The organism is Chryseobacterium sp. WG14 (genome assembly GCF_024586945.1).
In the GTDB taxonomy this organism is placed as follows: Bacteria; Bacteroidota; Bacteroidia; order Flavobacteriales; family Weeksellaceae; genus Chryseobacterium.
The window spans coordinates 90,445-104,737 of sequence record NZ_JALCZD010000001.1 but is presented as its reverse complement, the minus strand read 5'-3'; the positions used below and the strand labels follow the sequence as shown (position 1 = coordinate 104,737).

At 37.1% G+C, this 14,293-nt stretch carries 10 protein-coding genes; 2 read left to right on the top strand and 8 right to left on the bottom strand.

The features are described from left to right. The first annotated feature begins 191 nt into the window (after window positions 1–191). Together MP478_RS00390 and MP478_RS00385 are read left to right on the top strand one after the other, a co-directional pair. Window positions 192–986 (top strand): FkbM family methyltransferase, encoded by a 795-nt coding sequence (locus MP478_RS00390; protein WP_257199243.1) that lies wholly within the window; start codon window positions 192–194, stop codon window positions 984–986. Between the two features lie 9 nt (window positions 987–995). Then, on the top strand, window positions 996–2,474 hold the full coding sequence (locus MP478_RS00385) for a lipopolysaccharide biosynthesis protein (protein ID WP_257190692.1): 1,479 nt from the start codon (window positions 996–998) through the stop codon (window positions 2,472–2,474). 164 nt (window positions 2,475–2,638) lie between these two features. Here MP478_RS00385 and MP478_RS00380 read toward each other — a convergent pair whose 3' ends face one another. From MP478_RS00380 to MP478_RS00345, 8 genes are all read right to left on the bottom strand, one after another. Continuing rightward, window positions 2,639–3,781, bottom strand: a complete 1,143-nt coding sequence (locus MP478_RS00380; protein WP_257199242.1) for a cytochrome-c peroxidase — start codon at window positions 3,779–3,781, stop codon at window positions 2,639–2,641. A gap of 1 nt (window position 3,782) precedes the next feature. Further along, a complete protein-coding gene (locus tag MP478_RS00375; protein ID WP_257199241.1) occupies window positions 3,783–5,372 on the bottom strand; it encodes a DUF6850 family outer membrane beta-barrel protein in 1,590 nt (529 codons plus the stop codon). Beyond that, entirely contained in the window at window positions 5,362–6,705 is a 1,344-nt protein-coding gene (locus tag MP478_RS00370) for a DUF4876 domain-containing protein (RefSeq protein WP_257199240.1), read from the bottom strand. The genes MP478_RS00375 and MP478_RS00370 overlap by 11 nt, the downstream gene beginning before the upstream one ends. Window positions 6,706–6,723: 18 nt before the next feature. Then, complete coding sequence (locus MP478_RS00365) at window positions 6,724–9,420, bottom strand: TonB-dependent siderophore receptor (protein WP_257199239.1); 2,697 nt, start codon at window positions 9,418–9,420, stop codon at window positions 6,724–6,726. A 212-nt stretch (window positions 9,421–9,632) separates the two neighbouring features. Continuing rightward, entirely contained in the window at window positions 9,633–10,679 is a 1,047-nt protein-coding gene (locus MP478_RS00360; protein ID WP_257199238.1) for a hypothetical protein, read from the bottom strand. A 97-nt stretch (window positions 10,680–10,776) separates the two neighbouring features. Beyond that, window positions 10,777–11,679 carry a glycosyltransferase family 2 protein gene (locus MP478_RS00355; protein ID WP_257199237.1) on the bottom strand — a complete coding sequence of 301 codons (903 nt, stop codon included), beginning with the start codon at window positions 11,677–11,679 and terminating at the stop codon, window positions 10,777–10,779. Window positions 11,680–11,709: 30 nt separating this feature from the next. Further along, window positions 11,710–13,110, bottom strand: a complete 1,401-nt coding sequence (aspA, locus tag MP478_RS00350) for an aspartate ammonia-lyase (RefSeq protein ID WP_230036965.1) — start codon at window positions 13,108–13,110, stop codon at window positions 11,710–11,712. 73 nt (window positions 13,111–13,183) lie between these two features. Next, window positions 13,184–14,209 carry an N-acetylmuramoyl-L-alanine amidase gene (locus MP478_RS00345; RefSeq protein ID WP_230036967.1) on the bottom strand — a complete coding sequence of 342 codons (1,026 nt, stop codon included), beginning with the start codon at window positions 14,207–14,209 and terminating at the stop codon, window positions 13,184–13,186. Window positions 14,210–14,293 lie beyond the last annotated feature (84 nt).

Below are 14,293 nucleotides of genomic sequence, written 5' to 3'. Positions count from 1 at the left end.
CCAGAATCTTTAAAACAAGCTGTTTATTAGCCAGAGGAGTCTCCCGGACAAAGAAAAAACCTGTTATATCTCATTTTCCCTCAAAACTATCAGGAAATATTATCAACTGAAAATCAACCTATTATATTTAACATTTTTTAAGATAAGTTTTACATTTTTGCTTATCTTTGCTGTTCGTCAAAAAGCTAAGGATGTCTTTATACCAAAAACTTGCAGAAAAACTACAATATATAAGTCCGAATTTCTACAAAAAAAGATATTTTAAGACCTTAAAAAATCTTAATAAAAATAATTTTTCGGAACGTAATGTAGAACCGGAACTGGTATGGATCAAGGAATACCTTCCTAAGAATGCTGTAATCCTTGACATTGGTGCGAATGTAGGAACTTTTCTCTATCAGCTGGAAAACAAGCTGGATCATGAACATATTTATGCTTTTGAACCTAATAAAAAGCTTTACCAGCGCCTTAAAAGGCTGTTTTCCACAATGCAGGTTCTGCCTTTGGCTCTTTCTGACGAAAATACAACAGCTGAATTTAAAGTTCCTGTTATTAATGGAAAAACAATTGCTTCCCGGGGAACCTTAAACACTTCTTATAAGGAAAAAGGAGAAGAAAAAAGCCTTACTGAAAAAGTAAAGGTCATTAAGTTGGATGACTGGGCTGCCCTGGAACACTTTGACAAACTGGATTTCATCAAAATAGATGTTGAAGGAAATGAAATAAAGACTCTTCTGGGGGCACAAGAAACCATCAGAAAGTTCCTGCCGACCCTAATGGTTGAAATGGAGCAAAGACACCATCAAACTCCTATATGGAATGAAATCTCTGAGGTAAAAAGCTGGGGATATGAAGCTCAGTACCTTAACAGAAACAGCTTTATCCTGGAAACACTTACAGAGGATATTTTACTGCAAAATACAAGTGACGAAAAAAATAAAACTCAGTATATCAACAATATTATTTTTATACCTAAAAACCTTTAAAATAACTTTATGAGCGTAGTAGCGAGACAAGGCTTCAAATATTCCATTATCGGTTATATTGGTTTTTTGCTGGGCACGGTTTCCGCAATATTCATTTTCCCCAACGACTTTGAATTTTACGGAAAGCTTCGCTATATCCTTCCTACTGCTGAGATGTTGGTTCCTTTTGTGGTATTGGGCATTTCTTATTCTAATGTAAAGTTTTTTCATTCGGTAGAAAAAGACGGCAAAAAGCAGAATATGCTTTCGTTATCGCTGCTCACTGTTTTTGTCAATTTTCTCATTTTTGCAGCCGTCTTTTTTGTGCTGCCTTATTTTTATCCGAAGTTCAGACATTCGGAAGCCTGGAAGATTAAAGAAATGATTCTTCCATTAATTTTGATTCTTTCGTTCTGTGCTATTTTCAATAAGTACACTTCCAATTATAAAAGAATTGTAGTTTCCAATATTTTTGATAATCTTTTCCCCAAAATAGCTAATCTGGGAGCATTCTGTTTGTTTTACTATTTTGCTCTTTCTCAAAAAATTGCTTTTGCATTCTTTTTCGGAATTTTTGCTTTAATGCTTTTTGGATATATCTATTACACGAACAAGCTTGAAAAGATACATCTCGATTTTAATACAGATTATTTTAAGAAGGATGATTTATGGAAAAAGTTTTTCAATTACAGCTTTTTCGGGTTTCTGGGGACTTTTGGAAATTACCTGGCCATCAACAGCTTTATGATTGGTGAATTTATGGGTATGGAAGAGGTTGGAATTTATTCTGTGCTGTATGCCCTTATTTCGCTGATTTCCATTCCCCAATTGGGATTATTTAATATTTCGGCTCCTATTATCAACAAAACACTTGCTGACGGAGATATGGAAGAGCTGGACAGGTTTCACAAGAAGACCTCACTCTCTTTATACTTTTTAGGTGCCGTGCTGTTTTCATGCATTATGGTGGGTTTTCCTTACCTTACCCAGTTTATGCCCAAAAATGGAACTATGCTCAGAGAATATGAGCCTGTGGTCTGGATCTGGGGATCTGCCGTTTTAATAGATCTGGCAACCGGCTTCAATGGAAATATTATTTCTCTCTCAAAATACTACCGATTCAATATTCTGGTGATGCTTTTATTGGCAGGATTAACCATTGGCCTGAATTATTATTTCATTAAAAATACTGATCTGAAACTCATCGGAATTGCCCTATCTACTGCTATTTCATTATCTGTTTACAATATCATCAAAATCATCTTTAATTATATCGTGTTTAAAGTTTCTCCTCTGACTATTGAGATGATCTTTGTTTCCATTATCTGTACTTTGGCAATTACCGTAGCTATTGTTCTTCCTAACTTCAACAGCAATCTTATCAATCTGTTTTATAAACCGGCTGTCGTATTGATACTGATCTATATAGGAAACTATTTCACCAGGATATTCCCGATTGAAGATTACCTGAATATGAGGTTTATTAAAAGTGTTTTTAAATTTAAATAAATGCGCTAGTATTTAATTTCAGAAACAATACACATAGTTTAGAAATGGCGTTACGGCACCAATATTAGCATTCCACTTCACTTAAAATCCATAGAATAATATAAAAAACGCTCCGGTTCGGAACGTTTTTTATGCAATAGAGCGTGCACTGAAGATTTCCGTATCTATTGAGCAGGAAGTTCAGGGGGTCTCATCTTATATTTATAGCTGTTAAGTGTTTTCAGAAAAGCTACAATATCAAAAACCTCATCATCTGTAAGATTCAGTCTGACAATCATCCCTGATTTATGAGGAAATTTCGGATCGTTCATCTGATTGGCCTTAGGTGTTTCTCTTCCCATTCCTGCATTATACATCATCACGACATTGGCAAGCTCCGGAAACAGGCCGTTATGCATATAAGGTTTATTATCTGCAACTTCTCTCAGGGTAGGTGTTTTAAACTTTCCTACATCTTCATTTTTCAGCGTTTCCGTATATCTTCCCAGATCTTCATATTTCCTGCCATAATACGTAAGACCTAGATTATGAAATTTCTGATCCGAGAAGTAAGGTGTATTATGGCAATTGATACAATTCGCTTTAGTACGGAATAGATGCAGCCCGTTAATCTCAGCATCGGTAAGTTCATTTTTCTTTCCTCCGATAAATTTATCAAATCGGGAGGCCGGGCTCACCAATGTTCTTTCAAAAGTTGCAATCGCCTGGGAAATCCTATCTTCAGTAACGTCCTTAGTTCCGAATGCTTTTTGAAAATAGGTTCTGTAGCCTTTTATCTTACGTATATTTTTTGTCGCCAGCTTATAGTGAAGATTCATTTCTACAGGGTTTTCAATCGGAGATTTTACCTGTTCTTCCAGTGTCATTGCCCTTCCATCCCAGAATAGAGTTTTAGCATACCCTATATTCACCAAAGTAGGAGCATTTCGGGTTCCCGTCTGCCTGTTATGGCCAAAAGAAACCCTGCTTCCATCTGCCCAACCCAGATCCGGATTATGACAGTTGGCACATGAAATCTGCCCGGATCCTGATAAACGCGGATCAAAAAAAAGCATTTTTCCCAATTCTGCTTTATCTTCAGAATACGGATTATCTGCAGGAAATTCCATTTCAGGGAGTGCTCCTATATCCTGAAATCCTTCTTTAGCCTCATCAAAAAGAGAGAGTTTAGGCCATAAAGCATGATTTCCGCTTCCATACATTTCACGCAGCTCTGTTACCGTATACCCTGTGGAATCATTGGATGTATAGGCAGACATTATGATCACTGATGCAATAGCGAGTATTGCCAGATATCTTTCCTTCATTTTAATAAAATACTTTCAGTGCAAAACTAGCAATAAAGTTCGCATTCCCATTATAACCAGGTACCGCTTGTTTATACTGATTGGCAGCCAGCCAGTTTTGTGTTAAAACTCCTTCCATTTCATATCGGATCTTTCCCCTGTTCATTTTATATTTCAGATTAAGCGTAAGCCCCAGTTTTTTGGAAGCATCATAAGCATAATCCGGTATGGCAATTCTCTGTACAAATATATTTTCTTTACTGCTCTCATAAGGAGTATATTCAAAGCTTTTATGAACAGGAAGATACAGATACTGATCCACTCCCAGCGCCAGTTTATCATCGGAATTGATACGGAATTCCTTTTCATATCCCAGATGGTACTGAAAATAATTAATTTCCCGGTTCAGGACAACCGAAATATCCTTCACACTATTCTGTCCATACAACAAATCCAGACGAATTTTCTGAGATTCATTTTTTGAATTAAACCAGCTCAGATTGTTATTCCATCCCAGCTGGTACTGATGCAGCCTATAGGTTCTGTATTTAAGTTCATAATTGAAATTATCATCCAGCTGGTCCCAGAAATAGAGTTTCGAAGCCCAGTTATATCCATTAAATCTCCCCAAAAAGTTCGCATACATACTATGTTTATCGGTTCTTAATCCTGAATACTTATCATAAACTCTATAACTCTGATTGTCTGTATCTTTGTAAGTGTATATTTTATAAAACCGCTCAATAGAATACTGATAGTCATATCCGGCACTGAAGTGAATATTCCTGTTATTGAATGCATATTCGCCTCCCCAGATATAACCGTCAGACTTATATTCGGTTGAAGAATAAAGTGTTCCCTTGTACTGATTTCCATATCCTTCATTATAGCGGATATATACACTGTCACTAGAAGGAACATTGGTATTCATATTGACGTACATAATGTCATTTACCTTGTAATCATTAAAATATTTTCCTTTTGCAAAAAGGCTATGCTGTTTCCAGTTCAGACCGATTTTTGAAAATACATTATACACATAATGGTCCGTTTTCGGGCGGGGATCAGCATCTCTATATGCTTTTGTAAAGTTACCTTCCACTCCCAACTGGGTAATCAGGAAATTCAAAGGCCTGTATGCCAGTACTCCATAAATATTATAATCCTGTTTCAACCAATCTGCCGCCCGGGGAGCATAAAAATAGGACGGGTTATGGATAAAAGACTGATTAGTGGTTCTTTCTTCTGTTAAGATAAAAGGAACAGCGTGTTCTTTTTCCCGGACAGCATTAAGCCTTCCGGAAAGCGCAACTTTCGGAGAAAGCTGAAATACACCTTGTGAATTGAAATTAAAGCCTTCGGATTTCTCAGGTGACTGCACTCTTTTAAATTCCTGTTTGTGAACAGAATAATTAAAAGAGGTAGCAGAGAAGTCCAATGGATGGAAAAAGCTCAGGTATGGATTTTCCAGCCTGATATTTCTTTCTACTGTACTGATATCGATACTATCGAGCCTCGTAGCCTGGGAAAATAAGCTTTGATTCGCCATTAACAGCAGGAATAGCAGTAGACATTTATTGAATGATAGTCTGTTTTTATGATTATTGTGCATTTCCTCGTGGGTTAGCTTTTATAGTTGTAAAGTCATTTTGTGAGTTATTGGTATCCGCCAGAACCACTCTGCCTTTGATAATTTCTTTTGTTTTGCGAATGATGGAATAAGAGCTGTAATCCGGATAAGGTGACCCTGCATCATTTTTTATGAAAGCTCTCGTAGCATCAATACTTACCGGTAAGTCTTTCGGAGCTTTCTGCTCTTTATCTGTAGTGTCTACCCCATCAATAATAATTTCTTTAGGAATTCTTACGAACAATGCCCCATTTAGATTTTTAGGACTCGGTACTTTTGCAAAAGAAGAAATTTCTCCCGGTGTTGCTTTAAAAACAATCAATGCAGGTCTTGAAGTAACTCCCAGTAACATATCCTTGGAATTTAACGCCCAATGCACAATTTCCATATCCGGAACCATTATATTCTGGATATCATACAGATAAGGACTTCCTCCATTGGCTGTAAAATAATCTCCAAGGTAGGTTTCGAAATCCGCTCCACTAAGATCTACCGTCTCTTCTGGTTTTTTTATACTCACAGACTGTCCTTTAATATCATCATACGGAGCCTTATGATTAATTGCCGTCTGGGCAATTACAATACTTTTCCCCGGGAGGATAGGATGCTCTTTTCCGCTTCCGGGAACTCTGATGATGGTACTGGCATATACAAAATCCGTATTGGCACTTCCTCCGATCGTGTTTCCTGTGGATTTACTCCAGTCATACTGCCCGTTAGATAAAGTATATGAAGTCACATTACTGTTTGTATTCCCTTCCAGAAGCCCCACATATAAACCGTCAGCATAGATCATTTCATTAGAATTATTATAAATCTCCAGGAAATGGTCTCTGAAGCTTGCTGCTTCAGTGGTAGAAGAACCCGCATAGTATACCTGCTTGATAACAAGATCTTCTATCCTTCCTGAAGAAAGGGTGATCACTGCTGCGAAAACATTGACATTAACAATAACTTTTTCCTGCATTCCCCCGAAATACACTTCAGGATTGATCGTAGGTATTTCAAACATATCTTCATAATCTTCTTTAGACATCGTCATGTCAGCGGTAATGGTATAGGTTCCGGGAAGAATGGCATTGAATTTTAATTCTCCATTGGCATCAGTTTTTCCAATAATTTTATCTCCGGTAGAGGTATTTTCCAGAGTGATATTGGCATTCGCAGCTTCTTTGCCATCCAACTTTGCATCATATTTAGCGGCTATAGTAAATGGTACAGGCTGAAGATCACTCCCACTACCGAAATCATCTTCTCTTTTACATCCTGTAAGCATAAGAAGAGGTAAAAACAAATAAGTTATTATATTTTTCATAGTACAAAAAGTCTTTTATTAAAATTTATATGAAATATTAGCTCCGAAAGATGCCGGACTGAAATTTGTATAGAGTGTCCCATATTCATTGTATGCCTTAAGGTTGAAAACATTATTTACATATATGGAAATCCTGAAACCGCTTAAGAAATCTTTTGTAACCCGAAGGTGTATATTGTGTAATGTTTTCTTCCCCAAACCGGATAAAGATTCTTCAGAAGCTTTTCTAAAAAGGGTCTGATATTTTGGATTACTTATTTCCCCTTCCGGAATCATCACCGTATTAAGCTCTGAATCTATATATCCAATGGGATAAATACTGCTGCCGGATGTTATTCTTTCATCGATTAAAAAATGGTCAGTGCGGAGCCCTATAATCAATCCGGAAGATGGCAGGTGGTAATCAAAACTAAAGCTGGCTCTTGCCATATTGGCATTTGAATACGTGTCATTATACAATCCGTACTGAAAGGCAGGGTCCGGAATAGACAGGGCTGCTATTGTAGGTATATCTTCATTCTTTTTACTCTTCGTCTTTACATAGGAAGCATTAAAGCCTGTTATCAGGTTCAGTGCTTCTATCTTTTTAAAAGATACCATAAGCTCCAATCCTTTATCGGTAGATTCATAGCCGTTTATAATCCTGTTTTGTAAATAATGGAATTTATCCTTACCCACAATCTCAAAAGTAGGAACATCGGTTCCCACTGCGGTTATTTCCACTTTAGCCTTATCCATCATTTTTGCTACGGATAGGGTACTGAAACCATCAAAAAGTTTGTTATAATATCCTGTTAGGTTGATGGCAGCGAAAGGCAATTTGTAATCTATTCCAAATTCTGTTTTCCAGCTTTTTGAAGGTTTAAGATCTACATTATCTCCGGGGGTTACCACTGTCTGCATTATTCCAACGGTGTAATATCCCGGAATACGGTAATCTCCCAACAGCATATCAAAATACCTTGGTCCTGTATACAACTGGTTAAGTGAAGGTGCTTTGGAAGTCAGTCCCACTCCGGCACGAAAAGTAAGATCCCCCATCTGGTAAGAAGTATTCACCCTTGGAGAGAGGGTTGATCTTCCATTCTGAATATCATAACGCAATCCAAGATTAGCCCTTATCCCATGCTTGTTATTTAATCTTTTAAAAATATTATCCTGCACATAAAAAGCGTATTGCGTACTAGCCAATACATTATCCTGATAATTATAATCTCTTACTCCGTTTGCCGTTCCTCCGGTAGTGGCAATTGTAGAGAATTGTCCGGCTGTCCCATATTTTCCTCTTCCAAGGTTATCACCGTATCTGAAATTAAATCCCGCAGAATAGGAATGAACCCATCTTTTAGACGTAGTATACACACCATCAGCACTTGTGTTGAAGTAAACATTGATCGGTTTTCCGTCCACATAGGTCATATTTTCATAACTTGGCGGCGTATAAGGAGCATAGTACACACTATTTTCCATTGCATTACCGTAGGGACGGGCTCCCTGATTCAGGAAATATTTTCTTTCCGTACGCTGAGTGCCATAGCTTAGTCCTACATCTGCTCCAATACTTCTAACTATTTTTTTAGTTCCCTTAAAAAGATATTTAAAATTATTGCTTAATGAAAAACTTTTATTTTTACTGCTGATTACAATACCCTGAAGGTCATCAGGATCTCTTTTCCCATTGCTTGTATTTTGAGAGAAAGCAAAAGAAAGTTTATTTTTTATACTGTTTTTATTAATCCCCCAAAGAACATTACTGCTAAACCTGTCATAACCTACCAGGCTTGTTCTGGGATCTACAATAGAATTCATATAGTCTGCAGAAATATTCAGAGCCTGATCATTTTTCAGAGAAAACCCTCTGGTAAGTCCCAGCTGATAAGTACCTTCCCTTATGGATGCATCCAGACGCAGAGGAGACCTTTTGGCGAATGTAGTCACCTTAATCAGCCCGGAAGTAAGATCTCCGTATTTAGCATCAGGAATTCCCTGGATGACTTCTATACTTTCAATATTTTCTGTAGGAATTTCGCGCAGGTCAACCCCGAAATTAGGCTGTGAAGGAGTCAATGTACCTGATTTTCCGGCTGTGGCGGTAAAGTTGAGTCCGAATGGTGAGCCGTATGCAGAATTATAGCTTTGCATATTTTCATTATTAGACAACGCAATGTCATTCACCATTACCTGTACCCCAAAAGCTTTGTTTCCTGCCTCATCTCCACTTAAGGATGTAGAACTCGATGTCACTGAAGCTCCACTTGCTGTACGAAAAACAATATTCTTGAATTGTGCATTATCAAAAGGCTGTATATACTGCCCCGGCAATTGCTGAAGGACGTCACCAATAGAAAATGACTGTATATTCTGAAGAGCCTCCTGTTTGATTTCTATTTCAGAGAAGTTCTTCTTTTTGGCTGTAAGTTCTATTCCATCTATCCTAATATCTGAAACAACATCTGTGTAAACTATAGCCGCTTTCTTGTCTCTGACAACAAGTTTTTCATTCTTTTTTAAAAAAATAGTTTTAGGAGCTTGCCCGGGTTGCTTTACAATAATCTCACATCCTCCTGCATAGGTAATATCGTCTTTATTAGCGTATATCATTCTGCAACCTTTAACTTCAAAAGTACCGGCATTCAGGTCAATCTTCTTTTCCTGACCACATAAAATCGTAACAGACCCCATGAATAGGGCTGTGCTTAATACAATTCGTTTCAATTTTTTATAATTAGAGCGCGAAGTTATTTATAATTTTTCTAAATAAAAATAGTTTAATATTGAAATTTATCATTTTTACAATAATTATAATAAAAATATATAATATCATTAATAATACACCCTGTTGTGAAAAACCAAAATACCCCAACAAAAAGAAGCTCTAACATAAGTCAGAGCTTCTTTTTATAGGTAAATATTGTAATCAGACCAGATTATTTGGAAATAAGCCTGAATAAAATTTGTTCTGTTTTTTTCTGAATTTCTATTTTGCTATAGTGCTTCTGAAAATTAAAATGAAGATGGGAAAGCTCATTCAGCTGTTCCAGAATATTTCCTTTTTCAGGAATGATAAAGTCTAGTTTTGATGGGTATCTGGCAGGGAAAACAGCCCATTTTCCGTATGCCACAGCATCACCGAGATTACCGGTCATTTTTGTGACCCCATAAGTCTCTTTCAAACTGAAGAACTCCGTTTGTTCCTGAATAGGACACCAAAGAACATCTGCTTTCTGCATCCATTTTTCAAAATCTTCAGCAGAAACTCTTTCTGAAAAATAAGTAATGCGGATATTATCCGGTAATTTTTGCGACAGTCTTTCTAAATCTTTTAATTCGCTTCCTGTTGCTTTTCCAAGAAATACAAATTCACAGGGTTTATCGGTCTTAGCATTTTTAAGTGTTTTAAAAATATAGTGGTAATCTCTCCTTTTCTGCGATACACCACCGGGAATAACCACTACCCTATCCTTGTTTTCAGCAGCATGACCATTCTTTGTATAAAAAAGAGGTAAAAACTGATATTTTTCTGAACTCATAGCCTCGTCTAAAACCAAAAGTGCTCCTGAAGCCTGGTATACTTTAGAAGAATATAACAACCCTTCTTTCATCCATAATTTGAGTCTGTACATCACATCTTTTTTAAAGACACTTTTTACCAGATCCAGCTTTGAGGCTTTGGTAAAATTGAGATTATGGGCAATAACCGCCGTATTATATTTCTTTGTTATGGCTAAAAATGTATTAAAAAAACGGTGAACCGTTCCAATAATAATCAGATCGTATCCTTTTTCCTTTAATTGGTCTAAGATCATGGAGCTGTCTGACAGAAATACAGCTTCTTCATTTTTGCTGATCCGGTCCTTAATTTTTTTTGAAAAATAATAATCTATGGTAAAATCCTTAGTATCCCTCATGATATCTATGAAAGACTGTGCTATTTCTGCGTGGGTGTCTATTTCTATATAGGCAATTTTTTTCATGGATTATCGGTGATCTTTTTATGTCTTGACTAAAGCCGGATGACTTTTCTTTTTATTAAATGGCTAATGCCTGTTTCTACTGAATATATCTTTCAACTTACATGTTAAGCCATTTTTTCTTCAGCATTTTCCAACGTTGGTCATTTACTGCCTTCTGTTCTTCTTTTGTGATCTTCAGTTCCATTTTCTTTGCTCTGCAGCTTTCGTACGATGAAATAATATCAAAGAAAAATGATGGCGATTTACTTTTCATCGCTTCTTTGGAAGAGGCAATATAGGCCAGAAACCTGTTTAAACCCAGAAAATAAAAATATTTGCCATAGTAATCGGCAGGCCGTATGGTATAGTCAGCTCCTTTCACTTTAATAAGCTTTACCTGAAGTTCCGGAAGAACAACTTCCTTCCATCCAAGGCTCTCAAGGAGTATAGCATCTATATTATCCCAGCCTAATGTTTCCCTTAAGCCTCCGATCTGAATAAAACAGGCCTTCCTGTAGGCCTTCATTGGACCTCTTACATGATTTTTATTGGAGTTTCCTTCGTATACCCAGTGTCCGTCTTTCTCCACATACAGCAAACCGCCTACCAATCCATAGGCAGGATTACCGGCAAAAGCTTTTTCTAGTGTTTCCAGATAATTTTCAGGGAGAATGATATCGGCATCAAATTTACAGATGATATCAAAATCATCTATAGGCTGTTTCTGCAAACCGTTTTTAAAAGCATGAACAACTTTAGAGCCCGGCTGATGCTCAGATTTCTGAAGGCTAATGGTTTCAAAACGGGAATCAGTCTCGGTATATTTCCGGATAACCTCAGCAGTACGGTCTGTGGAACCGTCATTAACCACAACGGCTCTAAAATCTTTACTGCTTTGCTGCTGTAAAGAATCTAAAGTAAATGAAAGATTATTTTCTTCGTTATGGGCAGGAATGATGATTAAAAACCTCACTACTATTTTATAAATGATGAATAATAAGTGATAAATGATGTAAAACAATCGCCATCATTTATCACCTATTGATTGATATTATTTGTTATGCGGTTTCAGCATATTTTTAGGATCCAGAATTTCATCTAATTTTTCCTGAGAAAGAATTCCTTTCTCCAAAACAAGATTATAAACGCTTTTTCCGGAGGATAATGCTTCTTTAGCAATCTCTGTAGACTGCTTGTAACCGATATAAGGGTTAAGTGCTGTTACAATACCAATACTGTGTTTTACCATATTCAGGCACACTTCTTTATTGGCAGTAATTCCTACTACACATTTATCACGAAGGGTATCCAGAGCATTGCAAAGGAAATTGATATTTTCCATGATTGCATGAGAAAGTACCGGCTCCATTACGTTAAGCTGTAATTGCCCTGCTTCTGCAGCAAACGTTACTGTAAGATCATTTCCAAATACTTTAAAACATACCTGGTTCACTACTTCCGGAATTACCGGATTTACTTTACCTGGCATAATGGATGATCCCGGCTGCATTGGAGGAAGGTTGATTTCAAAAAGGCCAGCTCTTGGTCCTGAGGAAAGCAATCTCAAATCGTTACATATTTTTGATAATTTTACGGCAAGGCGTTTTGTTGCTGATGAATAAATCACATAAGAACCCGTATCCGGTGTAGCTTCTACAAGATCCGGTGCCGAAATAATCGGGAACCCGGTGATTTGGGCCAGATTCTTAGCACAAAGGATTGCATAGCCTACCGGAGCATTTAATCCTGTCCCAATGGCTGTGGCCCCCATATTTACCTCTACAAAAAGGCTGGCGTTATTATTCAATTTAGAGATATCTTCTTCCAGTGTAGCTGCATAGGCTTCAAATTCCTGTCCCAATGTCATGGGTACAGCATCCTGAAGCTGGGTACGTCCCATTTTGATGACATCCTGGAATTCTACTCCTTTAGCACGGAAAGCCGCCACAATTTTCTCAAGCCTTTCTACCAACCCGATATTCATGTGCAATAATCCCATTTTAATAGCAGTAGGATAGGCATCATTGGTGGATTGAGAAAGGTTGATATGATCATTTGGAGAGCAGAATTCATATTCTCCTTTGTTTTTTCCTAATTTTTCCAACACGATATTGGCAATTACTTCATTCGCATTCATATTGATTGAAGTTCCTGCTCCGCCCTGGATCATATCTACCGGAAACTGATCGTGATATTTTCCATCTACGATTTCGTCACAAGCTTCTGCTATTTTAAAATACAGGCTTTCTTCAAGCAGCCCCAATTCATAGTTGGTTTTTGCAGCTGCTTTTTTTACAAAAGCTAAGCCTTTAATAAAATCCGGGTATGAAGACAAAAGCTGTCCTGAAATTTTAAAATTGTTGATTGCTCTTTGTGTCTGAACCCCATAATAAGCGTCTAAAGGTACATTAAGTTCCCCTAACAGATCGCTCTCTTTCCTGAAATTTTCCATTACAGATATTTTACTGTTTTTGATGGTTTAAAGATAGCAAAAACGCATCTAACCGATGCGTTTTAATTTGACTTTATTTTACAGGATATTTTTGAATTAACGCCTGCAGTATAGACCATGTTTCGGCATCCATAATTCCGTCATAATTTTGAGGACGGTAATGGTACTGGAAGGCTTCAATGGTTTTCTTGGTTGCATCATCCCATTTTCCGCTAAGATCTAAAGCATACCCAAATTTCTGCAATGCAGTCTGTGTCTGAAAAATAAAAGATGAATCAATATATCTTGTTGCAAAATCTGCCTGTGCGATAGTAAAGAAATTCTGTTTTGCCGTTTCATCATACCACATTCCCAGCTGATACTCATCATATAGCTTCTTCCATGGAAACATTGGGCCGGGATCCTGTTTTCTGGTAGGGGCAATATCCGAATGAGCCAGAACATTGGTTGCCGGAATCTGATATCTGGTTACAATATCTTTTGCCAAAGCAGCTACTTTTCTCACCTGCTCATCACTGAACGTTGCAAATATTCTTTTCCCGGTTGCATCTGTAGTATATCCGGCATTTACAATCTCTATTCCTATGGAAGTATCGTTAAGATTTTTATCATTTCTCCATGCGCTTACTCCCGCATGATAAGAACGTTTGTTTTCATCTACAAGCTGATAGATCTCATTATCTCCGGTATTGTTTACCAGATAATGGGCGCTCACAGCCTGCTGGGTAAGTACTGTAATCGATTTATCATCCGGAAGTGCTGTATAATGTAATATTAAATAACGCTGTCTGAAGTTTTGTGCAATAGCAGGAAAATAAGTCTTTACCACTTTATATCCGGCTGGTTTTGCAGAAACAATTGAACCATAACTTGCCGTATTATCATTTTTTGCCGGGTCTGCTATATTGGTAGTGAAAAATTCTATTCCACGGTCTGAAACAATTTTTGGTTTTGGAGCTTCCGGACTTGCTGTTTTAACGACCGGTTTAGGCTGTGATACGGGGGTTTTCGGTTTGTAAGTATTTTTTTTCACATTTTGCTGAGAAGTACATGAAAAAACAAAAGTGCTTAATCCGATGATATATAATGTCTTACGCATTTGTTCAGTTTTTTAATGATTTATTACCTCAAAAATACATAAATTTTTCTTGAATTTTATTTGGTAAATAAAGAAATCTATTCT

What these genes read in the sequence shown, in the direction of transcription:
- MP478_RS00360 (WP_257199238.1), bottom strand. Translation starts at nt 10,679, where the DNA reads ATGAAAAAAATTGCCTATATAGAAATAGACACCCACGCAGAAATAGCA.
- MP478_RS00375 (WP_257199241.1), bottom strand. Translation starts at nt 5,372, where the DNA reads ATGCACAATAATCATAAAAACAGACTATCATTCAATAAATGTCTACTG.
- MP478_RS00380 (WP_257199242.1), bottom strand. Translation starts at nt 3,781, where the DNA reads ATGAAGGAAAGATATCTGGCAATACTCGCTATTGCATCAGTGATCATA.
- MP478_RS00370 (WP_257199240.1), bottom strand. Translation starts at nt 6,705, where the DNA reads ATGAAAAATATAATAACTTATTTGTTTTTACCTCTTCTTATGCTTACA.
- MP478_RS00345 (WP_230036967.1), bottom strand. Translation starts at nt 14,209, where the DNA reads ATGCGTAAGACATTATATATCATCGGATTAAGCACTTTTGTTTTTTCA.
- aspA (WP_230036965.1), bottom strand. Translation starts at nt 13,110, where the DNA reads ATGGAAAATTTCAGGAAAGAGAGCGATCTGTTAGGGGAACTTAATGTA.
- MP478_RS00390 (WP_257199243.1), top strand. Translation starts at nt 192, where the DNA reads ATGTCTTTATACCAAAAACTTGCAGAAAAACTACAATATATAAGTCCG.
- MP478_RS00385 (WP_257190692.1), top strand. Translation starts at nt 996, where the DNA reads ATGAGCGTAGTAGCGAGACAAGGCTTCAAATATTCCATTATCGGTTAT.